Source organism: Maricaulis maris MCS10 (genome assembly GCF_000014745.1).
Lineage (GTDB): Bacteria > Pseudomonadota > Alphaproteobacteria > Caulobacterales > Maricaulaceae > Maricaulis > Maricaulis maris_A.
On record NC_008347.1, the window covers coordinates 2,151,468 to 2,176,270 of the forward strand.

23 protein-coding genes and 1 tRNA gene are annotated in these 24,803 nt (G+C 62.7%); 17 read left to right on the forward strand and 7 right to left on the reverse strand.

The features are described 5' to 3' along the window. From MMAR10_RS10230 to MMAR10_RS10250, 5 genes are all read left to right on the forward strand, one after another. Window positions 1-939 (forward strand): spore coat polysaccharide biosynthesis glycosyltransferase-like protein, encoded by a 939-nt coding sequence (locus MMAR10_RS10230; protein WP_011643907.1) that lies wholly within the window; start codon window positions 1-3, stop codon window positions 937-939. A gap of 96 nt (window positions 940-1,035) precedes the next feature. Next, window positions 1,036-2,010: a sulfotransferase family protein gene (locus tag MMAR10_RS10235; protein ID WP_011643908.1), complete on the forward strand. Its 975-nt coding sequence runs from the start codon at window positions 1,036-1,038 to the stop codon at window positions 2,008-2,010. Then, a complete protein-coding gene (locus MMAR10_RS10240) occupies window positions 2,007-3,056 on the forward strand; it encodes an ATP-grasp domain-containing protein (RefSeq protein WP_011643909.1) in 1,050 nt (349 codons plus the stop codon). Before MMAR10_RS10235 ends, MMAR10_RS10240 begins: the two co-directional genes overlap by 4 nt. Beyond that, complete coding sequence (locus MMAR10_RS10245; protein ID WP_011643910.1) at window positions 3,053-3,781, forward strand: cytidylyltransferase domain-containing protein; 729 nt, start codon at window positions 3,053-3,055, stop codon at window positions 3,779-3,781. The genes MMAR10_RS10240 and MMAR10_RS10245 overlap by 4 nt, the downstream gene beginning before the upstream one ends. A 3-nt stretch (window positions 3,782-3,784) precedes the next feature. Then, window positions 3,785-4,702 carry an N-acetylneuraminate synthase family protein gene (locus MMAR10_RS10250; RefSeq protein WP_011643911.1) on the forward strand — a complete coding sequence of 306 codons (918 nt, stop codon included), beginning with the start codon at window positions 3,785-3,787 and terminating at the stop codon, window positions 4,700-4,702. Here MMAR10_RS10250 and MMAR10_RS10255 read toward each other — a convergent pair whose 3' ends face one another. Together MMAR10_RS10255 and MMAR10_RS10260 are read right to left on the reverse strand one after the other, a co-directional pair. Then, window positions 4,703-5,011, reverse strand: coding sequence for a GIY-YIG nuclease family protein (locus tag MMAR10_RS10255; protein ID WP_041636929.1), 309 nt, complete (start codon window positions 5,009-5,011; stop codon window positions 4,703-4,705). A 275-nt stretch (window positions 5,012-5,286) separates the two neighbouring features. Continuing rightward, window positions 5,287-5,988, reverse strand: coding sequence for a cupin domain-containing protein (locus MMAR10_RS10260; protein ID WP_233353821.1), 702 nt, complete (start codon window positions 5,986-5,988; stop codon window positions 5,287-5,289). A 155-nt stretch (window positions 5,989-6,143) separates the two neighbouring features. On the opposite strand from MMAR10_RS10260, the gene MMAR10_RS10265 reads away from it, so the two are divergent. From MMAR10_RS10265 to MMAR10_RS10280, 4 genes are all read left to right on the forward strand, one after another. Continuing rightward, entirely contained in the window at window positions 6,144-7,022 is an 879-nt protein-coding gene (locus MMAR10_RS10265; RefSeq protein WP_049755801.1) for an AAA family ATPase, read from the forward strand. A gap of 448 nt (window positions 7,023-7,470) precedes the next feature. Continuing rightward, window positions 7,471-8,136 carry a CatB-related O-acetyltransferase gene (locus tag MMAR10_RS10270; protein ID WP_011643915.1) on the forward strand — a complete coding sequence of 222 codons (666 nt, stop codon included), beginning with the start codon at window positions 7,471-7,473 and terminating at the stop codon, window positions 8,134-8,136. A 166-nt stretch (window positions 8,137-8,302) separates the two neighbouring features. Then, window positions 8,303-9,538 carry a parallel beta-helix domain-containing protein gene (locus MMAR10_RS10275; protein WP_011643916.1) on the forward strand — a complete coding sequence of 412 codons (1,236 nt, stop codon included), beginning with the start codon at window positions 8,303-8,305 and terminating at the stop codon, window positions 9,536-9,538. Between the two features lie 18 nt (window positions 9,539-9,556). Further along, window positions 9,557-10,681 (forward strand): SO2930 family diheme c-type cytochrome, encoded by a 1,125-nt coding sequence (locus MMAR10_RS10280; protein WP_011643917.1) that lies wholly within the window; start codon window positions 9,557-9,559, stop codon window positions 10,679-10,681. Here the strand turns inward: MMAR10_RS10280 and MMAR10_RS16260 are convergent, their stop codons facing one another. Further along, window positions 10,682-11,335: a TetR/AcrR family transcriptional regulator gene (locus tag MMAR10_RS16260; RefSeq protein WP_011643918.1), complete on the reverse strand. Its 654-nt coding sequence runs from the start codon at window positions 11,333-11,335 to the stop codon at window positions 10,682-10,684. A gap of 234 nt (window positions 11,336-11,569) precedes the next feature. On the opposite strand from MMAR10_RS16260, the gene MMAR10_RS10290 reads away from it, so the two are divergent. The 3 genes from MMAR10_RS10290 to MMAR10_RS10300 all read left to right on the forward strand — a co-directional run bounded on the left by MMAR10_RS10290 (window position 11,570) and on the right by MMAR10_RS10300 (window position 16,007). Then, on the forward strand, window positions 11,570-13,999 hold the full coding sequence (locus MMAR10_RS10290; RefSeq protein WP_011643919.1) for a TonB-dependent receptor: 2,430 nt from the start codon (window positions 11,570-11,572) through the stop codon (window positions 13,997-13,999). Between the two features lie 234 nt (window positions 14,000-14,233). After that, window positions 14,234-15,409 carry a vWA domain-containing protein gene (locus MMAR10_RS10295; protein WP_011643920.1) on the forward strand — a complete coding sequence of 392 codons (1,176 nt, stop codon included), beginning with the start codon at window positions 14,234-14,236 and terminating at the stop codon, window positions 15,407-15,409. 28 nt (window positions 15,410-15,437) lie between these two features. Next, complete coding sequence (locus MMAR10_RS10300) at window positions 15,438-16,007, forward strand: DUF1131 family protein (protein ID WP_190273913.1); 570 nt, start codon at window positions 15,438-15,440, stop codon at window positions 16,005-16,007. A gap of 23 nt (window positions 16,008-16,030) precedes the next feature. Here MMAR10_RS10300 and MMAR10_RS10305 read toward each other — a convergent pair whose 3' ends face one another. Next, complete coding sequence (locus MMAR10_RS10305; protein WP_011643922.1) at window positions 16,031-16,654, reverse strand: glutathione S-transferase family protein; 624 nt, start codon at window positions 16,652-16,654, stop codon at window positions 16,031-16,033. Between the two features lie 189 nt (window positions 16,655-16,843). On the opposite strand from MMAR10_RS10305, the gene MMAR10_RS10310 reads away from it, so the two are divergent. Continuing rightward, window positions 16,844-17,170, forward strand: coding sequence for a chorismate mutase (locus MMAR10_RS10310; RefSeq protein ID WP_011643923.1), 327 nt, complete (start codon window positions 16,844-16,846; stop codon window positions 17,168-17,170). On the opposite strand, the gene MMAR10_RS16265 is transcribed toward MMAR10_RS10310, so the two are convergent. Next, the gene (locus MMAR10_RS16265) at window positions 17,171-17,509 is read right to left on the reverse strand and encodes an Hpt domain-containing protein (protein ID WP_011643924.1); all 339 of its coding nucleotides are present in this window, start codon (window positions 17,507-17,509) and stop codon (window positions 17,171-17,173) included. Window positions 17,510-17,652: 143 nt separating this feature from the next. On the opposite strand from MMAR10_RS16265, the gene MMAR10_RS10320 reads away from it, so the two are divergent. From MMAR10_RS10320 to MMAR10_RS10335, 4 genes are all read left to right on the forward strand, one after another. Further along, window positions 17,653-18,123 (forward strand): hypothetical protein, encoded by a 471-nt coding sequence (locus MMAR10_RS10320; RefSeq protein ID WP_011643925.1) that lies wholly within the window; start codon window positions 17,653-17,655, stop codon window positions 18,121-18,123. Window positions 18,124-18,191: 68 nt separating this feature from the next. After that, window positions 18,192-19,298, forward strand: coding sequence for a streptogramin lyase gluconolactonase family (locus MMAR10_RS10325; protein ID WP_011643926.1), 1,107 nt, complete (start codon window positions 18,192-18,194; stop codon window positions 19,296-19,298). Between the two features lie 154 nt (window positions 19,299-19,452). Further along, window positions 19,453-19,528: transfer RNA gene (locus MMAR10_RS10330), tRNA-Lys, on the forward strand. Window positions 19,529-19,741: 213 nt separating this feature from the next. Further along, a complete protein-coding gene (locus tag MMAR10_RS10335; RefSeq protein WP_011643927.1) occupies window positions 19,742-20,860 on the forward strand; it encodes an alpha/beta hydrolase in 1,119 nt (372 codons plus the stop codon). A gap of 93 nt (window positions 20,861-20,953) precedes the next feature. Here MMAR10_RS10335 and MMAR10_RS10340 read toward each other — a convergent pair whose 3' ends face one another. After that, window positions 20,954-22,657 carry a methyl-accepting chemotaxis protein gene (locus tag MMAR10_RS10340; protein ID WP_011643928.1) on the reverse strand — a complete coding sequence of 568 codons (1,704 nt, stop codon included), beginning with the start codon at window positions 22,655-22,657 and terminating at the stop codon, window positions 20,954-20,956. Between the two features lie 123 nt (window positions 22,658-22,780). Continuing rightward, window positions 22,781-24,796: a TonB-dependent receptor plug domain-containing protein gene (locus MMAR10_RS10345; RefSeq protein WP_011643929.1), complete on the reverse strand. Its 2,016-nt coding sequence runs from the start codon at window positions 24,794-24,796 to the stop codon at window positions 22,781-22,783. Window positions 24,797-24,803: the final 7 nt, after the last annotated feature.

Consider the following 24,803-nt stretch of genomic DNA (forward strand, 5'->3'; position numbering starts at 1 on the left):
ATGGCGCGCCCCTTCAAAATCGCCATTCGGGCGGATGGCTCGAAGCTGATTGGCCTCGGACACGTCATGCGCTGCGGCGCGCTGGCCAATGCGCTGGCTGAGATCGGTGCCGGAATTGCCTGGTTGACGACAACGCCTCAGCATTTGCCCGCCGGCCTGTCGCATGCGGTCGAGCCCGTGCAACTGGACAATGACGAACAGCTGGCCGACGCGCTGACCGCCCGCAACATCCACCATCTTGTCGCCGACTGGCACCGCACCGACCCGCAGCGTGTCCACAGCCTGAGGGCAAACGGCGTGCACGTCAGCCTGGTCGGCAATTTCCTGCAGGATGCAGTCCCTGACCTGCATATCAGGCAAGGCTTCCTGCCGGGCATGTCGCCATCCGGGGCGCCAACCTTGAGTGGCCCGAAATACCTGTTGCTTCCCGCCTCATGCGAGGCGCTGCCGCCACGCCCCGTCGCGGCGACAGCCCGGCGGGTCCTGCTGTCGCTGGGCGGCACTGACAGCCCGCTTCTGGCACGCATCCGGGACCGCCTGGCGCAAGGCTTTCCGGCAATCGAGGTCGATGGGCGCGGCCCCGTCGGCAATGGTCCGATCCCGCCTCTGACCGAAGCCATGCGAAGAGCCGATATCGGAATTCTGGCTGGCGGAACGAGCTTGCACGAGGCGGCAGCGACCGGCCTGCCGAGCCTGTGTCTGCCTATCGCCGCCAATCAGTTCGAGCGGGCCGGTCATTTTGAAAGCGCGGGCCTCGGCATCAGTCTGGATCCGGCAGACCCCGGTTTCGACCAGCAGTTCGACACGGCACTGGCCAGGCTTGTTTCAGATCAAGCCGGACGACAGGACATGGCCCGAACCGGCCAGGCCCTGGTGGACGGCGGCGGAGCCCGACGCGTCGCCACCCACCTGGCCGCCCTCATCACCGCCGGGACCTGAGAAATTCAGTGATTTTTTAAGACTGAGCCCGTTCATTGGGTCTCGATCAGGCGGGTGATTCGGCGCGACCGCGCGCAAGAGGGGCAAGTCCGGACAATGAGGCGCGATACTCGACCCAATGGCGAGGCGTTCGAGGCGCCCGCGCAGGTCTGGCCGAACTTCCTGGTCATCGGCGCGCCGAAATCCGGCACCACCTCCCTCTATCACTATCTCAACCAGCATCCGGACGTGTTCCTGTCGAAAATCCGCAAGGAAGGGCGCTTCTTCTCCGGTGTCGGGGATGGATCGGTCTACTGGCCGGACTTCTATCATTTCGACACGGCGCCGGATGTCAGCGACTATCAGGCGCTGTTTGCCGGTCATGAGGGGCAGGCCCGGATCGGTGACGTCTCACCGGATTATTACGCCTACGCGCCCATCGCCGCCCGACGGGTAATGACCTTTTGCGGACCCGATACCCGGATCATTGCCATCCTGAGGAACCCGGTCGACCGCACCTGGTCGCACTACCTCCAGAATGTCCGCCGCGATGCCGAATTCTACTCGTTCGAAAAGGCACTCGCCGACGAGCCGCGGCGCATCGCGGCCAATTGGGGCTTTCAGTGGCTCTATGCCGATACCGGTCGTTATGCCGCTCGCCTGCGCCAGTACCGCGACCGTTTTGCCAATATGCTGGTCCTGCTTCAGGACGAGCTCGATCAAGACGGCCCCGGCACCGTGCGGCGGATTTTCGAGTTTCTCGAGATCGACGCCGATGCACCGGTCACCGTCGAGCAACGCTTCAATACCGGCGGCATTCCGCGCTCGAAAATGCCCATCCTCGAGGGTGCTCATGACCACCGGGACGCGGACAGTTTCGAACAGCTCCATGCCGAACTTGTCGCCCCGGTATCTGGCGTGTCCGGCGCCACCAGCGCCGACGGCGTCTATCCACCGATCCAGGAGGACGCCGTGTCGATTCCCCCCATGCAGAGCGAAACGCGCGCCCTGCTGCAGGCCCGCTTCGAGCCTGAAATCGCCGCTCTTGAAGACCTGCTCGGCCGGTCGCTCGACCAGTGGCGAGCCTCATGAGCCTTGCATCCCTGACAACCGGCATCCTGGTCACCGGCGTCGGAGCGCCGCCCGGTCTGGGGACGTTGCGCTCCCTGCGCCTGGCTGACGCCGACCTCAATCTGGTCGCCGCCGACATCAACCCGCTGGCCGGCGGCATGTTCGAACCGGGTACGCCGAGCGTGGTCCTGCCCTCGGCCTCCGACCCCGAGGCCTATCGGGCTGCCGTCAGAGAGATCTGCACCGACCGCAAGCTCGACATCATCATCCCCGGGTCCGAAGCGGAAATCGCCGCCCTGGCACCGGTCGCCCGTGAATGGACAAAGGCCGGTCTGCGCGTCCCGGTCGCCGAGCCGGATGTGGTCGCCTTCGGGATCGACAAGGGCCTGTTGCTCGAGCGTGTCAAACACGTCGGCCTGCCGCATCCGCAGACCCTTCAACCCAGCTGCGTTGACGACCTGGCCGATTGGTCTGGCGGCTTTCCCTGTGTCGTCAAACCCCGCACATCGCGCGGTGCCCGAGGTGTTGGCTATCCGGGCAATGCCGACGCACTGACGTCAATGTGGCGGGAGACGGCGGCAGCGCACGGCCCGTGTGTCGTCCAGCAGCTGATCCCCGGCGGCGCCGAGACCGTCTACACCATCGGTTCGCTGTGGAATCGCGGCGACCTGATCGTCTCCACCCTGCACCGCAAACTGCAGACAAATCCGCCGACCGGCGGCGTCGCCATTGCCGGCGAAACGGTCGATGATCCCGAGCTGATGGCGGCGGGACTGGCGGTGCTGGAGGCGTCCGGGCCCTGGCATGGCCTGGCGGCGGTCGAGGTCAAGCGTCCGACACCGGACGCGCCCGCCTACCTGCTCGAAATCAATCCGCGCATGTGGGGATTTGGCTATCTGATGACGCTGGCCGGGCTGAACATCCCCGCCCTGCTGGTGCGGATGCTGGCCGGCCGCGAACACCTGACCGGCCATATCCCGTCAACCTTTCCGCCCTACACTCCCACGCGAATGGTCCGATCATGGCAAGACCTCGAAATCCCGCCGAGCACGGAGACAAGCAGATGACCCGAACCGTAGCCGTCATCCAGGCCCGCACCGGCTCAAACCGGCTGCCCGGCAAAGTCCTGAAGCCGCTCCACGACGACGTGTCGCTGCTCAGCTATCAGTGCCGCCAGCTTCGCAATATCGAGGGCGTCGACGAGCTGGTGATTGCCACCACCACCAATCCGGACGATGACACCGTTGTGGCGTTGGCCGAGCGCGAGGGCATCCGTGTTTTCCGCGGTTCCGAAGAGGATGTGCTGTCGCGCTTCCTGCTGGTCGCCGAGCAGACCGTGGCCAAGACCATCATCCGTATCACTTCCGACAGCCCGTTTCGCGACCCGGCGGTTATCGCGCGCTGCGTGGCTGAACACCGCCAACATCAGGCCGAATATACCCGCCCCAGCGCCGGACACCTGCCCAAGGGTTTGCGCGCCGAGGTCGTCGAGACCGCTGTCCTGCGCCAGCTGGACGAGGCGGCCGGGACGACCGCGCGCGACCGCGAGCATGTGACGGTCTTCATCCGAGAACACCTCGACCGCTTTCGCTGTCACACTGTCGATTTCCCGGAGCCGCTGCATCGCCCGGACCTCGATGTCTCGGTCGATACCATCGAGGGCCTGGCTCTGGTCCGCGCGCTTCATGCGGCACTGGTTGATCGCGACTGGCCCGTCGATACGGCGCATCTGTGCCGCCTCTACGACGAAACCAATGTTCTCAAAGCCATCGTCACAGACCTGGCGTCCTGACCCATGACCCATATCGATGTCATTGCCGAAATCGGCTCCAATCACGGCGGCGATCTCGACCAGGCCAAACGCTATATCGAAGCCAGCGCCAAGGCCGGTGCCGATGTGGTCAAATTCCAGACGCTGACCCGCGAGGGCTTGATCGCCCGCTTCGTGAAGGGTGCCGACGGAACTGTCACTGAAAACCCGAAATTCGCCGCCTTCGGAAATGCCGGCCTGCCCGACGACTGGCATGCCCCGCTGATGACCTGTGCCGCGGACAATGGCGTCGAGTTCATGTCGACGCCCTTCTCGCTCGACGCCGTTGAGCTGATGGAGAGCCTCGGCGTCAAACGCTACAAGATCGCTTCGGGCGACCTGACCTTCACACCGCTTCTCGAAGCCCTGGGCGCGACCGGCAAGCGCCTGATCCTGTCCACCGGCGCCAGCTATCTCGACGAGGTGACCACCGCGGTCACCACCCTGACCCGCAGCGGCTGCCCGCATCTGACCGCCCTGCATTGCGCCGCAAGCTATCCGCCTGCCTGGGAGGATCTCAACCTGTCGGCCATCACGACGCTGCAGAAGACGCTGGGTCTGCCGGTTGGCCTGTCTGATCATTCACCCGGCGCCATGGCTCCGATCGCTGCGGCCGCCTTGGGCGCTGTGGTCATCGAAAAGCATGTCACCTTTGATCGCGCGACGCCGGGGCCGGACCATCCCTTCGCGATGGAAATGGACGAGCTGGCCGCCTTGATCGCCGATCTGCGCAATCTCGAGATCGCACTCGGTGATGGTGACAAGAAGCCGGCCGCCAGCGAGATCAACCGCCGCCGCAATCTGCGCCGGGGCCGCTATGACGCCACCACCGGCAAGCCGGATGATCACGGCACCGACTGGCTGCGCCCGCAACACGCTCCGGATGACCGGGCGGAATTCTGATCAACCGATCGGGGCCCACATCTGGATGGTCTCGAAAAGGTCTTCCCAGCCGGGTTTGGTGCGCTCGATCAGATTGATCTTCCACTGGCGGTGCCAGTTTTTGAGTCGTTTCTCGCGCTCGATCGCAAAGCCGAAGTCCTGATGAAACTCATACCAGACCAGGCGATCGACCTTGTACTTCCGGGTAAAGGCTGAGCCTTTGCCCTCCTTGTGCAGCATGATCCGCATCGCGATATTGCCCGTCACACCGATATAGAGGGTGCCGTTACGCTGGCTGGCGAGGATGTAGACGCATGGATGGCGAGCCATGCGCGGAGTGTATCGCCTGCCTCCAGCGCTATCCGTGATGCCGGTCATGCGCGCTCACGTTTTCAGCCTTGTCCAACCGTCATCCTGACGAAGGTCAGGACCCAGGTCATAGGGCGAAGTGCGTCCAGGCCGGGCACCATCACGCTTTGTGATCTGGGCCCTGACCTTCGTCAGGGTGACGGTTGTAAGAGAACATCGCGCAAATGGCAGGAGTCGGCACTTGAACAAAAAAGGGCGCCCGGAGGCGCCCCTTTTGTCTCGCTCGAAGCGCGCCCTTATTGGGTCCGGATCGCGTCGATCTTGGACGCCGAGACGCCATCGACCATCGTGCGATTGATCATCGGGTGGTTTTCGTCCTGCGGGCCGAAATCACTGTCCGGGTGATAGGCAATGACCCGCATCTCGGTGTCGAAGGTGCGGAATTTGTGATTGCCCTCAAAGGGGATGCGGAACATCACGCCCGGCTCGAGCGGAATGACGCCCTCCGGCGTCTCGCACTCGCCGCGTCCGGAGAAGACCACGCCGATGCGGTCGGACGGGTGGGTGTGCGGGGTCTGGTCGATACCCGGCGGGAAGTAGAGCAGGTTGAGGCAGGGCGCCCCCAGTTTCACGGGCGCGACCAGCAGGCTGTCGGTACAGCCATCAATGTATTTCAGGCGGCCTTGCGGTTCGACCGGCCCACCGATCATGAAGAAGGCCTGGTGGTATTCGCGCGCCATCACAATGCCGCGGCCACCGGTCACGGTGAGCGCATTATTGGCGGAAAAATACATGCCCGCCTGGAGTTTGAACTGTCCGGATGCTGTCACCAGCATCGCCTCGCCTTCCTGGACGAAGCCGAAATAGGCCGTGTCGCAATTGCCAAGGTCCAGCGTCTCGCCGTCCCACGCGTACAGGGTGGTCGGAAAATTCGGATCGCAATCCGCCACTTTCCCCGTCAGCCATTCGAAGGCGTAAAAGTTGTGGGTCCGATTCATCCCGTCCGCCATGTCCCAAAACCTTTTGTACAACTGTGCAACAAACGCCAAGATTCACCTTTACAGAAGCTTAATCACAGGATGTTGGGCGCCAATTCAGATTTGCCGGTGTTCGACACTGGAGCGATGCGACAAAATCGCGCTACATCATGGCCATGCGCTTTGAAGGTACAGATCAGTATGTCGCTGATGGAGAACTGAGCGCCGCGGTCAACGCCGCGGTGGCTCTCGAGCGCCCGCTCCTCGTCAAGGGTGAGCCGGGTACGGGCAAGACAGAGCTGGCCAAGCAGGTCGCCCAGGCGATGGGCATGCCGCTGATAGAATGGCACGTCAAATCAACGACCAAGGCCCGCCAGGGGCTGTACGAGTATGACGCCGTCGCGCGCCTGCGCGACAGCCAGCTCGGCGATGACCGCGTCCACGACATCAACAACTACATCCGCAAGGGCAAGCTGTGGGAGGCCTTCGCCGCCCCCGAGCGCTCTGTCCTTCTGATCGACGAGATCGACAAGGCCGATATCGAATTCCCCAACGACCTCCTGCAGGAGCTCGACCGGATGGAATTCCACGTCTACGAGACCGGCGAGACCATCAAGGCAGCCAATCGGCCGGTCATCATCATCACCTCGAACAATGAAAAAGAACTGCCCGACGCCTTCCTGCGCCGCTGCTTCTTCCACTTCATCGCCTTCCCCGACGAAGCGACCATGCGCAAGATCGTCGAGGTCCATTATCCCGGCCTCAAGGGCCGCCTGCTGTCAGAAGCGCTGACCCTCTTCTACCAGATCCGCGATGTGCCCGGCGTCAAGAAGAAGCCCTCGACCTCGGAACTCCTGGACTGGCTGAAACTCCTCCTCGTCGAAGATATCGATGCCTCCGTCCTGGCCGAACGCGACCCGCGCAAGCTGATCCCGCCGCTGCACGGTGCCCTGCTGAAAAACGAGCAGGACGTCATGCTGTTCGAAAAGCTGTCCTTCATGGTGCGGCGTCCGGGTGGGCCGGGTGACGGTCCACGCGGGCCGGGCGCGGCTTAGGTAAAACCTGCGGACGCCTACCCCATTTTTCCCGGCCGAAGCCCCGCAACAGCGGGGCGCAGAGCCGGGACCGACGGGCCTGACCGGCAAGCAATGAGTCTCCCGTAGGTCCCGGATCGCGCTCACGCGCGTCCGGGAAAAATGGTGGGTGCCCTGCTTTTTTCGACACCGATTTTCGTGCCCCATCTTCACCGTCATCCCACGGTCACGACCACGTCGTGATCCGGGGGACCTCACCTACCCGTCTGACGGGGAAGCAAAGGTCCCCCGGATGCCTGCTGCGCAGCCACCGTGGAATGACGGTGGAACGCGGACCGGATGGCCGCTATAAAACACGTCCAACGCAGGAGAGCGCTCAAATGAACATGTCCGGCTAGTCCGCGCCTGACCGGGAGACCGGGGGCGCATTTCGACGATACGAAATCCACCTCTTGCCCGGAGTCTGTTCATGACTGCTTCTTCCAACACGCCTGCGTTTGATCACCCTGCTCTCAACCCGATGAATCCGGCCCCCATGCCGGCCGCGGCATCGATGGCCTATCTCAAACCGCTGGTCGCCGATCATCCCAAGGTCTCGGCCGGCGATTACAGCTATATCCATTCCTTCGATGACCCGGCCCGTTTTGCCGAGACGCAGCTAAAATACGCCTTTGATTTCATCGAGGACCGTCTGGAAATCGGCAGATTCTGTTCGATCGCGGCGGATGCCAGCTTTGTGCTCAATGGCGGCAATCATTTTGCCGACCGGCTGTCGAGCTATCCCTTCCCGATCTTCGGTTGCTGGGGTGAGCCCGATCCCGGTCCCTGGCCGAACAAGGGCGGGATCACGATCGGCCATGATGTGTGGATCGGCTGGGACGCGGTGATCATGCCCGGTGTCACCATTGGCCACGGCGCCATCATCGCCGCCAAGTCCGTGATCACCCGCGATGTCGCGCCCTACACCATTGTCGGCGGAAATCCCGGACAGGTGATCCGCCAACGCCTGCCCGACGCCGATGTCGAGCGCGTTCTGGCGCTGGCCTGGTGGGACTGGCCGGTCGAGGCGATCCGCGCGGCGTCAGACGCCTTGATGAAGGCGGATATCGAGGCTCTGGAGCGATTGGCACCCTGACAACTCAATCAGGGATGACCCGACGCGCCCCGTTAACTGTCAAAGAAACAGAAACTGTTTCTGTTTCTGATTGTATCTGCGCATTGAATGTGAAAATTTGCTAGGAGAAGCGATCGGCGAATGCCGAACCAAAAGTCATGGGCGGCGAGACGCCGGGGAGAGCAAGATGAAGACATTCAAGTATCTGATGATCGGGGCATCCGCGCTGGTTCTGACCGCCTGCGGCAATAGCGACACGTCACGCGACCTCGCTGAGGCCAATGTCGATTATCAGGCGACCCTGATGGAGCAATTGATCGATGCCCAGCCGGGTGACGTGATCGAGATCCCGGCAGGCGTGTACAGCTTCGACCGTTCGCTGAGCCTCAATATTGATGGCGTGACGATCCGCGGCGCCGGCATGGACGAGACCATTCTGAGCTTCCAGGACCAGATCGCCGGAGCAGAAGGCCTGATCGTCACCGCCAATGACTTCACCCTCGAAAACCTCGCCATTGAAGACACGATCGGTGACGGGCTGAAGGTGAATGGCGGCGAGAACATCATCATCCGCGGCGTCCGCGTCGAGTGGACCAATGGCTATGCCACCGAGAACGGTGCCTATGGCATCTATCCGGTGCAGACCACCAATGTGCTGGTCGAAGACACGGTTGCGATCGGCGCCTCGGATGCCGGCATCTATGTCGGCCAGTCGCGCAATGTGATCGTCCGCAACAGCCGGGCCGAATACAATGTCGCCGGCATCGAGATCGAGAACTGCATCGGCGCCGACGTCTACGGCAACACCGCCACCAACAATACCGGCGGCATCCTCGTCTTCAACATGCCGAACCTGCCGCAGCCGGGCTATCACACCCGCGTCTACGACAATGACATCTTCGCCAACAATACCGAGAATTTCGGCCATGCCGGCACCCCGGTCGCCAGCGTCCCGGCCGGTTCGGGCGTGGTCATCAACTCGAACGACCAGGTCGAGATCTTCAACAACCGGATCTCCGACAACGACACCGCCAACATCATCATCTCCAGCCTGCACTCGACCGGGTATTCCGATTACTCGGTGCAGACCGATTTCGATCCCTATCCGGAATCGATCTGGATCCATGACAACACCTATTCCGGTGGCGGCACCTCGCCGGACGGTCTCGACCTGACCGCGCTGAAGATCGCCATGTTCGGTCTCAATGGCGCCCTGCCGGACGTGTTGTTTGACGGTTTTGTCGACGATGCCAAGCTGGTCGACGGCGCTCTGCCCGACGCCCTGCGGATCTGTGTCAGCGATCCTGTCGACGTACTCAATGCCGACGGTCCGAATGGCTATGCCTCGCCGAGCGTCGATACCGAAGACTTCCGTTGCAGCCTCGACAGCCTGAGCGCCGTCGAACTCGCCTTCGCCGACTAAGCAATACCGGGATTTGTCGTGACCGTGTTTCGTGGACTGATACTGATCGCCGCCGCCGCTCTCGCGGCCTGTTCACCGAACGCACCAACGGCGCAATTCCATAGCGAAGACAATCCCCGGCTGCTCTCCGAATGGGGGCAGCTGGGTATTGTCGCCGGCGACCTGCAATTGGCCGACGGGGTCGTGCCCTACGACCTCAACACACCGCTCTTCACCGACTATGCGCTGAAGCTCCGGACCATCTGGATGCCAAGCGGCGAAACCGCAGCCTACCGCGAGAATGACACGCTCGACTTCCCGGTCGGCACCGTCATCACCAAGACTTTCTACTATCCCCTTGCTGACACGCCCGGCCAGGTCACCCGCGGCGATGGCCACAGCCTGACCCGCGCCGACGGCAGCCTGGACCTGTCCCGTGTGCAACTGATCGAGACCCGCATCCTGGTTCACCGTGAAGCCGGCTGGGAGGCCCTTCCCTATCGCTGGAATGATGACCAGACAGAGGCCGTGCTCCTGCGCTATGGCGACGTCGTGCCGATGACTGTAGCCGAGGCCGATGGCGGCGCTTCGACTTTCAATTATGTCATGCCGGATGTGAACCAGTGCGCCAGCTGCCATGCCCCGGACTCAAATACCCGCCAGATCGCTCCGATCGGTCCGAAACCGCGCCATCTGAACCGCGACTTCGACTATCCGGACGGCACCGCAAATCAGCTCGAATATCTGACCGAGGTCGGCTACCTCACCGGCGCGCCCGTGCCTGCCGACGCGCCGCGCAATGCGGACTGGGAAGACCTGGAAGCGAGCCTGGAAGCGAGGGCCCGCGCCTATCTCGATGCCAATTGCTCACACTGCCACAGCCCGGTGGGACCGGCCGATACGTCCGGGCTGAACCTTCAACCGGATATCGCGCACGGCCCGGCACTGGGCATCTGCAAATTGCCGATCGCGGCCGGGTCAGGCACCGGGGACCGTCGGTTCGACATCTTCCCGGGGCGTCCGGACGAGTCGATCCTGCTGTTCCGCCTCGATAATGTTGAGCCGGACCAGATGATGCCGGAGGTCGGGCGCTCGACCAATCATGTCGAAGGCATCGAACTGATCCGCGCCTGGATCGAAAGCCTGCCCGGCGATTGCGGCTGATCAGTCCAGATAGGGCGCCAGATAGCGCTGCAGGGCCATCAGGGTTTCATTGAAATAGGTCTCGGCCTGCTCCGGTCGGTCACGGGTGGCAAAAATCAACACCTCGGCCGCGCAATAAAACTCGACCGTCAGCCGGGCGACGACTTCCGGGTCGCCATCATGGAAACCGTCCATGCCCTTGTGCCAGCGATGTGACAGGACGGCCGCCAAACGGAGGTTCCAGCGCTCGCGGACAACCCGCAATTCCGGCGTCGTCAGGGTCAGCTGGAAGACAGCACCATAGGACGGATTACCGGCGACCAGTTGGCGCAACCCGTTCAGCATGCCAAAAATGCTGATCCGCCAGTCCTGCTCCTCCGGGTCCTCGAGGATGGTCGAAATGATCGCTTCGGCCTCGAGCATGAACTCGTCGAGAATGGTGCAGTGAAGGGCGTAGATATTCGGGAAATATCGATAGACCGAACTGACCGGGACACCCGCCTGGGCTGCGACACTTGAGGTCGTAATCGCGTCGGCACCGTCATTTTCGAGCAGATACTTGGTGGCGGCGACGATCGTGTTGATTCGTTCCTGCGACCGCTTCTGCCGGGGGGCAGCGCGTCTCCCAAGATCAACATTTTCTGTCGGAGCCCGCTCGTTCACTGTCTGCCTCATTGATATTGCACCGCAATTTGGCACACCTGCGCCGTTAGGCAAGTGTGACCAATTTGCGTCTCATGGACAGCATAGCGCGTCACGCGCCGTTCGCCGCTTGAATAACTGAAAAAAATTCTGTTTCGTTTATTGGAATGTCCGATCGGATATATCAAAGGGGGAGTCCCGGCAGAGCGCGCAAACAAGATGACGCGCCGGATCGGGAAATCGGGCCAGTTGCCCAGCGGAGGAACCATGAAACCCAACACGTCAGCCAAGCGCCACAGCTTGCGCTATCTGCTCGCATCGACTGTCGCCTGTATCGCTGCGGCGCCTGCCCTGGCGCAGAGCGACGAGACGCCGGATGACGTTATTGTCGTCACAGCACAGCAGCGTGCCCAGTCGTCGCAGGATGTGCCGATCTCGTTGCAGGTCCTGGACAGCGAATTCATCGACGCGGTCGCGGCTGACGATATGGGTGACCTGGAAGCCTTCGTGCCGGGTCTCGATGTCTCCAACGGCAGCCCGACGCAGCCGCGCTATTCGATCCGCGGCATCACCACCAGCGATTTCGGCGTCGGCACCGATCCGGCGGTCGGCATCTATGTTGACGGGATCTATGCAGCGCGCTCGGGCGCCTCGCTGCTGGCTTTCAACGATATCGAGCGCATCGAGGTCCTGAAAGGACCGCAGGGCACCCTCTTCGGCCGCAACTCGGCTGCTGGCGCGGTCTCGATCATCACCCGCGAACCCAGCGACGAGCTGGAAGGGCGTGTCGCCGTGCGCATCGGCAGCCATAACCGCATGCGCACGGAGGCGATGCTCAACCTGCCGATCACGGACACGCTCGCCATTCGCGCCAACTTCCTGAGCAACAAGGCTGATGGCTGGCTGACCGACGCGGTGACCGGTGAAGACTATCGCCGCGAGGACTCCTCCGCCGACCGTTTCACCGTGCGCTGGAATGCGACACCGTCGACCGAGATCCTGCTTCGCCACAGCCGGGACACGATCGACCAGGACGCGCGTCCGGCAATCGGCATTGTCGAGATTCCCGCCTTCCCGGGCACGCCGCCGCTTCCCGTCGACACCACGGCATTCCTCGACCCGTTCAACGCACCTGTCCGCAATGATGTCGTGTTCAACCGCGAAGCCCGCAATCTCGCCGAAACGACACTCACCGTCCGTCAGGACATCGGCGACATGACGCTGACCTCGCTGACCTCCTATCGCGAATTCGACACGATGAATCGCGAGGACGAGGACGGCACCAACCGGATCGACACCTATTTCGACACCAATAATGTCGAGGACAATGAAGCCTTCTATCAGGAATTCCGCCTGGCCGGCACGACCGGCACGGTCGATTGGCTGGTCGGCGCGAGTTATTACGACGAGACCGCGATCCAGGCGTCCGAAACCTTCACCTTCACCGATACCGTCAACACGGTGCTCGGCAATGTCGGCGCCGGCACGCCCTTCACCGATCTGGAATACGGCCTCCTGGTCCCGTTTGGCCTGCCGTTCAGCATGCTCGGTCACTCCTGGCAGGAGACAATGAGCAATCAGGGCGAGTTCACCGCCCGCGCGGTCTATGCCGACATGATCTGGTCAGCCACCGACCGCCTTAATGTGTCAGTCGGCCTGCGCTATACCGAGGACGAAAAGAGCTTCCAGTGGATCAATGGCGGTCGGCAGGCTGACAGTCTCGACCAGACGCTCGCCGCTCTCGACGGGGCCGGCATCCTGGCGCTGGCCGGTGCCTCCCCGGCAGACTTCCTGTTCGATTTCGTCTTTGACCTCGCCCCGCTCGCCGGCGTGGCCTGCGATAATGGCGTCAATGTTGCCGAAGGCGTCGCCTGCGTGATGGAAGACAGTTGGAACAATCTCAGCCCGCGCGTCGTCGTCGACTATCAGCTGACCGACAATGTCATGATCTATGGCTCGTTCAGTGAAGGCTACAAGGCCGGCGGCTACAACTCGGTCGAGGTCGGTTCGCGCTTCGAGAACGAGACCGTGACCAGCTGGGAATTCGGCTTCAAGTCAGACTTCCTGAACCCCGATCTCGTCTTCAACATGTCGGCCTTCTCCTATGTCTACGAGGACAAGCAGTCGATCCGCCTCGTCGTTCCGACCGGTGGCGGGGTGCCGCAATACCTGGTGCAGACCTCGGATGACGAAGCCATCGGTGTCGATATCGAACTGGATTGGCAGGCGTCTGACGCATTGCGCCTGCGCGGCAATGCCCAGTGGCTGGACTCCACCCACAAGCGCCGCGTTGACAGCAATGGCGCCGACCTGGCCGGTGAGCCGACCGGCGAGCCGTACTGGAATGTCGCCTTCGGCGCCGACTATGTCATTGATCTGGACGGCGGCAGCGATCTGACCCTGCAGGCCAATCATGCATATCGCGGCGAGAGCCGGTGCAACAGCCAGTCCGTCCTTCAGGGCACCTGTGGCGGCTACACCGCCTTTGCCACCGGCGAAGCCCGCAACCGCACCGATCTGCGGGCCCGTTGGACGGCACCGAACGGCGATCTGACCGTCAGCGCCTTCGTCAACAACGTCTTCGACAACCAGTATGTCGGCGGCGTCAACAACATCACGGCGAGTACGCTGGGTACAGCGTTCGCGTCCATCTCGGCGCCGCGGGTTTGGGGGTTGGAGATCGGATACGACTTCTAGTCGGATCACGAACTTCATTGCGGCTGAGCGGCCTCGCCCCATGGGCGGGGCCGTTTTCCGTGGGGAGAAAGGACGGCTGACGTGGTCACACCACCTGCCGGCGCGCGCCCCAAGCCGCAAGGCCGTTCGGTCTCCAGCGCCCGGCGCGGAAACAGGTCCGACATTTACGGATGACGGCAATCCGCGACACACCCCCGCCCTTCCCTGCCGCGCGAACCCCGCTAGATTACCACCATGCTGCATCACTTCTTCACAGAACTCCGCGCCGCCAAGATCCCCGTGACCACGCGGGAATACCTGACCTTGCTGGAAGCCCTCGACAAGGGCGTCATCGAGCCGGAAATCAAGCATTTCTACTCGGTCAGCCGCGCCGCGCTGGTGAAGGACGAGAAGGATTTCGACAAGTTCGACATGGTCTTCGGCCACGTCTTCAAGGGCGTGGAAATGCTCTCCCAGATGTTCGAGGACAAGGACATCCCGGACGAATGGCTGAAGGCGATGATGAAACGCATGCTGACGGAAGAGGAAATGGCCGAGCTCAAGGCCCTGCCCTTTGACGAGCTGATGGAAACCCTCAAGAAGCGCCTCGAGGAGCAGGAAAAGCGCCATGAGGGCGGCAATAAATGGATCGGCACCGGCGGCACCTCGCCCTTCGGGCATTCCGGCTTTAACCCGTCCGGCGTGCGTATTGGCGGAGAAAGCCAGAACAAGCGCGCCGCCAAGGTCTGGGAACAGCGCCGCTACAAGGATCTTGATGGCGAGCGCGAACTGGGCACGCGCAATCTGAAAGTCGCCCTGCGCCGCCTGCGCAAATTTGCCCGCGATGGTGCCCGCGAGGAGCTGGATCTGGGCGAGACCATCGACGCCACCGCCAAGCAGGGCTGGCTCGATGTGGTCATGCGACCGGAACGCCGCAACGCCATCAAGGTGCTGGCCCTGTTCGATGTTGGCGGCTCAATGGATCCGCATATCCGCCTGTGCGAGGAGCTCTTCTCCGCCGCGCGCTCGACCTTCAAGAATCTGGAATACTATTACTTCCACAACTGCCCCTATGAGGGCGTGTGGCGGTCAAATCTGCGCCGCCGCACCGAGACCGTGCCGACCCTGGATGTGATGCACAAATACCCGGCCGACTGGAAGGTCATCCTGGTCGGTGATGCCGCCATGGCGCCTTATGAGATCACCCATGATGGCGGCTCGGTCGAGCACTGGAATGAAGAGGCCGGCGCGGTCTGGCTGCAACGCATTGCCGACACCTGGCCGCACCTGATCTGGATCAATCCGACACCGGAAAAATGGTGGGAGCACTCCTACTCCACCCGCCTCGTCCAGGACATTATCGGCGCCGACCGCATGTTCCCGCTGACGCTTGAAGGCGTCGATGCGGCGATGAAGGAATTGGCGCGCTAGTCAGGGCGCCTGAATGGAAGGACTGCCCATGCTGCCATTGTCCCGCGCGATCACCCTGGCCACCCTCACTGCCAGCCTTGCGCTGGTCGCATCCTGTTCAAACGCCAGCCAAACTGACGATGCCGCGTTGTGGACCGCCAATCCCGACCGGCTCGGCCCGATCACCGCCGATACCCCCTTCAGACAGGACGCGCTTGCAGAGGCGCTGGTCGGTTTCACTGTCAACCCCGGTCAGGCCTCGGCCGAGGGCGAGACCTATCTGATCTATGAAGCCCGCCGCACGGATGCTGCACCGGTCGAATTGGTCATTGACGGTGATGGCGAGCAGCTATTGGCCGTCACGGTCCGGGTGGCCGAACTGGTCCAGTCGGCGCTGGATGTCGGCATGCTGGCCGGTGCGGTCGATCTCGACCCCGACTTGTGCTTTCCCGGAGTTGAAGAACGTTCCGGCGACGTCGTCTGCCAGGATGAAAGACCGACCGGGCTGACCTACTGGATCCGCGTCGATCACGCCGGTCCCGACGGCGAGCTGCCGCCGCTCGAGACCCTCAATGCGGGCACGGTCTACGAAATCCAGTGGGTGCCGGTTCCGGGCTGAGGCGTCAATGGTTGAAGGACCGGCTAGGCCAGCACAGTCACCCGCCCCTCATCATGATCGAGGTCGAGCTCGTTCTCGACCCGCGCGACCCAGCCCCTCACGCCGAGGAATTCGTCGAGGTCGAATCCACCCTCATCGGCCACCCGCGTGTAGGCGACCAGGGCGATATCGGCCAGCGACAGCTGATCGCCAACGATGAAGTCCCGTGACAGGAGGCGCATTTCCATCACGCCAAGTGCCCGGCGTCCCTTGGCCATGAGCTGCGGGTCAATGGCCTCGTCCGGCATGTGCTGGAAGGCCCGCTGAAAGCGGCGCACGGCAATATAGGGCTCGTGGCTGTACTGTTCCCAGAACATCCATTCCAGCATCTTGGCCTTGTCGAACGGGTCGGCGGGAACCAGTTCCGAGCCGTTGGCCAAGTGGAAGATGATGGCATTGGACTGGGCCAGGATGCGACCATCCTCACGCTCGAGGCACGGGACCTGTCCGGCCGGATTGATGGCCAGGAAGTCCTCGGTCCGGGTTTCCCCCTTCACCACATCAACCTCGTGCCAGTCATAGGCAATGCCCAGGTGGTCGGCCGTCCATTTCACTTTCAGGCAATTGCCGCTGCGGCGGTCACCATAGATGCGTACTGGCTCGGTCATGTCGCGACTCCTGTGCGTGTCGTCACAGCATAGCGCCGCTGCGGGCAAGATCGAGTGGTGAAAAAGGACCACGCGCAGCCGCCTGCCACGGCAAGGCTGCACCGGTTGCCAGGACTGTGACAGTCCGCCGCTTGGGCGTCGCTGTCAGCCCGCCTATAAGGGGACAAACGAGCACAGGTTCCATTGCCCATGACCACGACACCCCCTTCCGGCATTACCCCGGCTGAAGACTGCCAGACCATGCAGGAGGTCCGTGCCGGCGTCGATGCGCTGGACCGTGAACTGGTTGCCCTGGTGGCGCAGCGGGCGCGCTACATGGAAGCGGCAGCCCGCATCAAGCCAAGCCGCGAGGTCGTCCGCGACGAGTGGCGGATCAATGATGTGATCTCGAAGGTGAGCGCGGCCGCAAAATCCCACGGCCTCGCGGTAGAGATCGCCGAACCGGTCTGGCGCGAACTGGTTGAACGCTCGATTGCCTATGAGTTCAGCGTCTGGGATGCGACACGCACCGACTGATCAGTCGACGGTTCCAAACGCCCGTTCCGTTTCCCGGAACGCACGCTCCACCGCCAGCCGTGCCCCGGCCCAGGCGGCCGCCGACTGGACTTCCGCCTCGTCACATATCTCGGCAAGGGCGAAGGCCCCGACGCCGCGCGCAGCACCTTTGAGCGTGTGACAGGCCGCACGCCAGCTGGCGGGGTCCGGCGGGCTGTCCATGATCGCCAGACAGCGCCGCGCCTGGTCGCACATCAGCGACAGCAACTCATCGCGAAGGGCCGCATCACCGCCCGTGTATCGGGCCAGGTGCGCGTCATCGAAAACGGGTGTGGCGAGAGGTTTCATGGCGGCAATCATGCGTCTGTCCTAGCGCCCGAGCCTTAACAGCGCCCTTAAAACACCTGCCGGCAAAGGCCTTTCGCTCATCTTGGTGAATAGGACGTTCACATTCCCGTCAGGCGCGAAATGACAGATTTGTCACGCAAAATCGGGAGGATCACATGTTCAGAACGGTCAGAACCATCGCCTGCGGCCTCGCCCTGGCGATCAGCGCAGGTGGACTTGCCGCCGCAACATCGTCGAGCGCGCCGGCTCCCGCCCAGGCTCCTGAGAAGGTTGCCGAGGCCGGCGAGAAACGCCTGCAACGACGCCAGCACCGGCAGCGCGACCATTACCGCGACCGCCGCGGGTCAAATCGCGGCTATAGCGACCGTCGCGGTGGGCGCCGGGACTATAATGACCGCGGTCGTGGCCGGCACGACTATCGCGACTATCGCCGGGGCCGTCATGATTATCGTGACAATCGCCGCCACCAGTCACGCTGCTGGAGTGAAAGCCAGCGCTCCCGTTTTCGCGGCCACCCCGCCATCGTCAGTGTTCGGGTGTGCCGTGACCGCCATGGCAGAACCTACACGGTCCGGGGGTCCACGCGCCTGATCCGGTACCTGCGCGGCAACCGTCGCCACTGGTAGTCCCGGGGCGGGAATACGCTTGAAGGTTGACCCTCGGCGCGATAATTTCGCGCCGAGGGAGGCCCACCATGTCACACGCTTCAATCCGCTTTCACCTGATGGCAGCCAGCGCGGCCTGCGCGTTGCTCGCAGCCTGTTCGGCGCCTGAGGATTCCGCCATCGAGCCGGTCTCCGACAGCCGGGCCCCGGCGCCGGTCAGCCACGAAGACACCCGCCCCGCCGACGGCGTCGCGCCGCCGGAAACGAGCCCCGAACGAAATGCCGTCGACATCCAGGAATGGGATGTTCAGTGGGAAGGTCGGCCGCGTGACCCCTACACGCTGGATGGTGAAACGGTCTGGTTCGTCGGCCAGGCCAATTCCTATATCGGCCGCCTTGATGTCGCGACCGGCGAGATGACCCGTACCGATCTTCGCGAGGGCGCCGGCCCGCACAATCTGATCGTCAATCCGGACGGGCGCATCTGGTATGCCGGCAATCGTGATGCCCATATCGGGATCTATGACCCGGCCGACGGCACATTCGACTATGTCGAGACGCCGCCCGACACGGTCGCCGATCCGCACACACAGATCTTCGATGGCAACGGCAATATCTGGTTCACCAGCCAGCGCAGCAATTCGGTCAGCCGTCTCAACATGGAAACGCGCCAGCTCGACACGGTGATGGTGCCGACGCCAGGCGCCCGCGCCTATGGCATCAAACTGGCTCCGGACGGCACCATCTGGGTCGCCCTGTTCGGCACCCACAAACTGGCATCCGTCGATCCGCAAACCATGGTCCTGACCGAGCATGACCTGCCCCGCGACACGGCCCGGCCGCGCCGTCTCGACATCACCTCGGACGGGCGCATCTGGTATGGCGATTATGCGGATGGCTATCTTGGCGTGCTGGATCCGGCCGACGGGTCGGTGACCGAGTGGGCCATGCCGTCGGGCGCCAATGCCCGCCCATATGCCCTTGCCGTTGATGGCCAGGACCGGGTCTGGTTCGTGGAAACCGGCGTCGACCCGAACTGGTTTGTCGGCTTTGACCCGGCCAGCGAAACCTTCTTCTCCGTCACCGGCATCCCATCCGGCGGCGGTGTTGTACGGCACATGCACTACCTGCCTGCTACCGGCGAAATCTGGTTCGGCAGTGACATGGGCACGATCGGTCGCGCCCAGGTCGAATAGCCGGCGGGTGGCAGAACCGGCACGCCGGTTCCGCCCGCCATCCAGGCACCGCTTGCCGGCCAAGCGTCCACGCATGGCAGGCATGTGCAATCGGCCGAAGGAATGGCTTGCTTTTACGCCGCGTCCGCGTATTTTCCGCCGCTTCCCAACCGGCGCGCCTATAGCTCAGTTGGTAGAGCAGCTGACTCTTAATCAGCGGGTCCTAGGTTCGAATCCTAGTGGGCGCACCATTTTTCCTGAAATCTGTCGTCAACCGCCGGGCCATGATTACCCGCGCGAACCATTGGGTCGGCACCGTGATCATGATCGGCCTGTTGCCCCGGGGCAGGCGGCTCGACGCCATTGGTCCGGCCCATCAGGCTTCAGGATTGACCGACAGTGGAAGGGCATGACAAGTCAAAAGCCTGTCCCCATCCCTGCAACTAGGCGGAGCGACCTCATTCATGATCCGACTGTATCGCTTGATTGCCCTGGCGACTGTGCTGGCTGGCCTGTCGGCCTGCACGCATGTCCCTGCCCGCCTGCCCATCCTCGACACGTCGGCTGCAGACGGACGCAGCGAAACGATCCTGATCGCCACGACCCGGGTGCCCAGCGAGGATCCCGCCCTGCGCCTCTCAAGCCTGCGTGGCGACCTGTCCTTCGCGCGGGCGGATGTCTGGGTGCCATCAAACCGGCACGCCGGTGAGATCAATCATCCATCCCGCCAGCCGGACCCGTCACGCGAATTCGGCCTGACCGGCTATCAGGAGGGTATGAGCTCCGCAGACTGGTATGATGATCTGGACCGCCAGCTATCGGCCCTGCCTCTGACCGAACGGCAGGTGCTGGTATTCGTGCACGGCTTCAACACACCATTTTCCGACGGGCTCTATCTGAATGCCCAGATTCTCAATGACTTCGGCGTCAACACGGTCGCGGTTCATTATGCCTGGCCGTCGGCAGGCCAGGTGACGGCCTATCTCCAGGACCGGGACAGCGCCCTGTTTGCCCGGGACGGTCTGGCAGACTTGCTGGTGACTGTCGCAGATAGTCCATCGATCTCGGTCACGATTCTCGCCCACTCAATGGGGGCACATGTGACGATGGAGGCGTTGCGACAGCTAAGTCTTGAGGGTCGCAGCGAGGTGCTGGCCAAGATCGATCCGGTCATTCTCGCCATGCCGGACATCGCTTTTGACGTGTTTTTCAGCCAACTCGATGCGATCGAGCCACGCCCGGAGAACATGACCGTGCTGGTCTCCGGCCGCGACCAGGCCCTTCGCGTCTCCGACTCGCTCAGCGGCGGTGGTCTGGCCCGGATCGGAATCGGCGCCCAGCAGGACGCGCTGACCGCGCACGGGATAGCCGTTCTGGATCTGACCGGGTTGCGCGACGGCACCGTGATCGGCCACACCGATTTCGCAGCCTCGACAACATTGATGCAACTCGCGGCGAGCGGTGCGCTCGACCATGCCTTCAATGCCGAAGCTCAATCGTCGGGAAGCCTGCTGCCCGCCCCCCTGGCGGCCATAGCGGCGCAGATCATCCGCCTGCCGGCCCGGGCTTTCGGCGACAACTGATCATCCGGCCCCGCGCCCAGACAAGAAAGCGCCCGGACCGAGGGGGAGAGGGTCCGGGCGCTTGTGTTGCAAGGCGACATCTGGGGGGAGAGATCAGCCGGCCTCGCGAACCTCGGTGAGGAATGTTTCCACGGTGGAATTCAGTTTTTCGGCGCGTTCGGACACTGTCCGCACGGCCCGCAACACATCCTGTGATGCATCGCCGGTCTGGCGGGCCGAGCGGGATACGACATCGACATTGTCGGAAACAGCCCGGGCGCTGGTCGCCGCATGAGAGACAGAACTCGAGATTTCGCGGGTTGACGCGCTTTGCTCTTCTGCCGCGGCGGCAATCGCCGAGGCCGACCGGGAAATCTCGCCAACAGCGCGGGTCACGTCCTCGATGGACGCCGAAGACGAAGCGGCCGCTTCCTGGATGGCCTGGATCTGGTCACGGATATCATCGGTGGCCTTGGCCGTCTGGGCGGCGAGCGATTTGACCTCGGAAGCCACAACCGCGAAGCCCTTGCCGGCTTCCCCGGCACGCGCCGCCTCAATGGTGGCGTTCAGGGCAAGCAGGTTGGTCTGCTCGGAAATGTCATTGATCAGCTGGACCACATTGCCGATCTCCTGGGCAGCAGCGCCCAGATTGTCGACCACGGCGCGGACCGATTTGGCCCGCTCATCGGCCTGGCTGGCCATATCCGACGAGCCCTGGATCTGTTGGGTCACTTCGGCGATGGACGCGGTGAGCTCTTCGGAGGCCGCGGCAACGGATTCGACATTGGCGGACGCCTGCGCGGCAGACGATGCCATCTGGCCAGACTGCTCGGATCCTTCGGTTGCGGCCTGGGACAGCTGCTCAGCAATGGCAGACATGGACGAGCAGGCATCATTCACCTCGCCCAGCATGGACATGACTTCAGCGTCAAAGGTCTGCGCCAGATCGTTGAGCTTGGCAGCGCGACGCTCATTGGCTTCGGCCTGGACGCGCTGTTCTTTTTCCAGCTCTTCGGCCTGCAGGCCCTTTTCGCGGAAACGGCTGAGACTCTGGACCACGGCGCCAAGCTCGTCAGAACGTTCCAGCGCGGCGATGTCGAGCGTGTAGTCACCATCTGCCAGCGTTTCAGTCGCCGCAGCGATCTTGCGGACCGAGGTCGAGATCTGGCGACCGAACAGGACGGCCAGGGCAATCAGGGCGACGCCGACACCTATGGTCAGGCCGACGAACAGGATGATCGAGTTACGGACGGCGACCTCGGTGGCAGCCGCATCCATACGGGCCAGCGAAGCCCCTTCCATGGCAAGACCGTCCAGGTCGGCGCTGATCTCGGCGAACACAGCGTCAAACGGCTGCAGGAAAGCGACCGAGCTGGCAAAATCGAGTTCGAGCATCTGCCCGACAAAGTCGAGCGCATCCTTGTAGAGCGCCAACTGCTCGACCAGGCTGTCGAAGGTAGCGGCCCCCATCGCGATGTCGGCGCCGGAAGTCTGCAGTTCGCTGATGCGGACCGAGAGGCCGTCGACGCGGATGCCAACCGCATCAAATGCGGCCATCACGTCAATCGGGTTGCCCGCGGCCTGGGAGGTTACGACGGCAAGGACTTCGCTGTTGATCGATTGCAGTTCGGACTTCAGGTCCGTCAGCTCGAGCGCCGCATTCATTTCCCGCATCGCACGCTGCTGGCTCGCCGAGCCGTCCTGCAGCGACCAGGCGCCGAGCCCGGCAACCGCAATCAATGCGATAATAGCGGCAATCGGCGCGACCGCGAAGGATTGCGCGATGGTCAGCCTGAAGATTGAAGTCGCCTTGCCCATTTTAGTCTCCCAATTGACATCACCGGTTGGCGGTATTGTCACCCGACGAATTGTCCGCCTGAATCGCTGAAGTCAGGGTTAACGCCCCGGCGCGTTTCGGCGCGCCGGGGCGTTCATTTCGATTTAGAAGTTGCTCGACAGACCGAACCAGACGCGTGAGTCCGACTGGGCGTTGGCAGTGGTCGCCTCGCCGTCACCGAAATTGGCGTTCTGGGCATTCAGCGACACAGCGATATGGTCATTGATGCGATAGCCGGCGCGGAAGGAAATGGCGACATAGTCGTCGATTGCAACCTGAGTCGGCAGGCCGAATACCGGCTGCAGCGGAGTCGTCGTCTCAGAGACGTAGTTCACGTAGCCATCAACGCTCAGCTTTTCGCCGGTCCAGCCCACATGGGCGTTAAACAGGTGAGACGGGGTAGCATTCTCGAAATCCTGGAGATGATTAAGTCCGAAAATGCCGGTCAGATCATCCTCGGTTTCCTGGAATGTGTAGTTGGCATCCCAGGAGACCGGACCGTCTGGATCGCCCGAGAAACCCAGTTCGAAACCGGCGGTCGAGGTGTCCCCGCGATTATTGAACAGCAGCGTCGGAATGGTCACGGCCGGCGGTAGCAGGTCCGGGAACAGGCCAATCTGCCCACGAACGTCGGACGTGTCCTGCAGGAAGATCGCCGCCCGCATGTTGATCGTCGGCGTAACAGCTCGGTCATAAGCGACTTCATAGCTGTCCACGATGGACGGGACCATGTCCGGGTTGCCCGACAGGATGAGCGGGTTTCCGCCAACAACGGTCTGCAGGGTGAAGCCGATATCGAAGGAGGTCGGTGCCTGGACACCGCGTCCCGCCATGAAGCGCATCGTGCCGCCGAAGGTCGGGCGCCAGACGAGAGCCGCATTATAGGAAAACTCCTCAAAGGAGACGGAGTAATCCTCCTGAGTGAAGGAATAGAAGGCGCCGGGCGCGCTGTCACGGCTCCAGTCAACAACATCATAGCGACCGGCAAGGGTCAGGTCCCAGGTGTTCGAGAACTTGTGATTCCACATCGCCGAGATGGCCATCGACTCATAGCCGAAATCACCATTGCCCGGGTCCGGGAAGGACGCGGTCTGGCCGTCACGGTATTCGGCACCGATGCGGATGGTGTCATTGGTGCCAACCTTGAACAGGTCCTGGACGCGGAAGGTTGTCAGCTCTGCGCTCAGCGGGCCGAAGCTGTAAACGATTTCGCTCTCATTGCGATAGGCCAGCGCCGTGATGACGCCATAATCCGTGTCGGCTTCCAGCTCCGCCTTGTAGGAGCGCAGCTCGTACAGGGCTCGGGCGGAAGAATAAACCGATGTCATTTCAGACTGGTCGACATTGGTGAAGGTCGCTTCCGCGGTGAGGCTGACATTGTCCGTCAGAGAAAAGCGACCTTCGACGGCACCGGTCTCGCGATGATAGTCCTGCAGGGCGAGCGTTGCCGCCTGGATAGCGTTGGCACCCGCTGGCATTTCGGATGTCTCCGCATTGCCGTAGCTGACGCGGAAAGCCGCACGATCCCCGAACTGGCGCGCCGCAACGAAAGCTGCGTCGAAACCACCATCAGCTTCAACATTCACGCGCGCCGTGGCGTAGTCGCCGTGGTGCGGATTGCGAGTGATGATGTTGACCACGCCGGACACGGCGTTGAAGCCGTAGAGGGCCGACTGGGCACCCTTGACGACTTCAATCTGCTGGATCTCTTCCAGCTGGACCGGAAGGGTCGACCAGGCGGTGTAGCCATAGCTGTCGAGATAGACTTCACGTCCATTTATCAGCACCAGCAGGCGTGGCGAGTAAGGCGTGGCAGCACCACGGATCGAAATCTGGCCGTCGCCATAACCATAGCGGTTGTGATTGATGCCGGCATAGTGACGCAGGATGCCCGGGATGTCGTATTCCGGGAAGCGTTCGATATCGGCCTGGGTGATGATCACCATGGTGGCCGGAACATCCGAAGCCCGTTGCGGGGCGCCAGTGGCGCCGGCGGTCACGGCTTCGCCGAACAGATCGCTCATCGCGGTGTAGTCGAGCGACTGAGCAGTAGCCGCGGCGGAGAAACCGACGCTCAGCGCAAGCACGGAGATCGACGTTGTGAGGAATTGGGTCTTCATGGTAGTT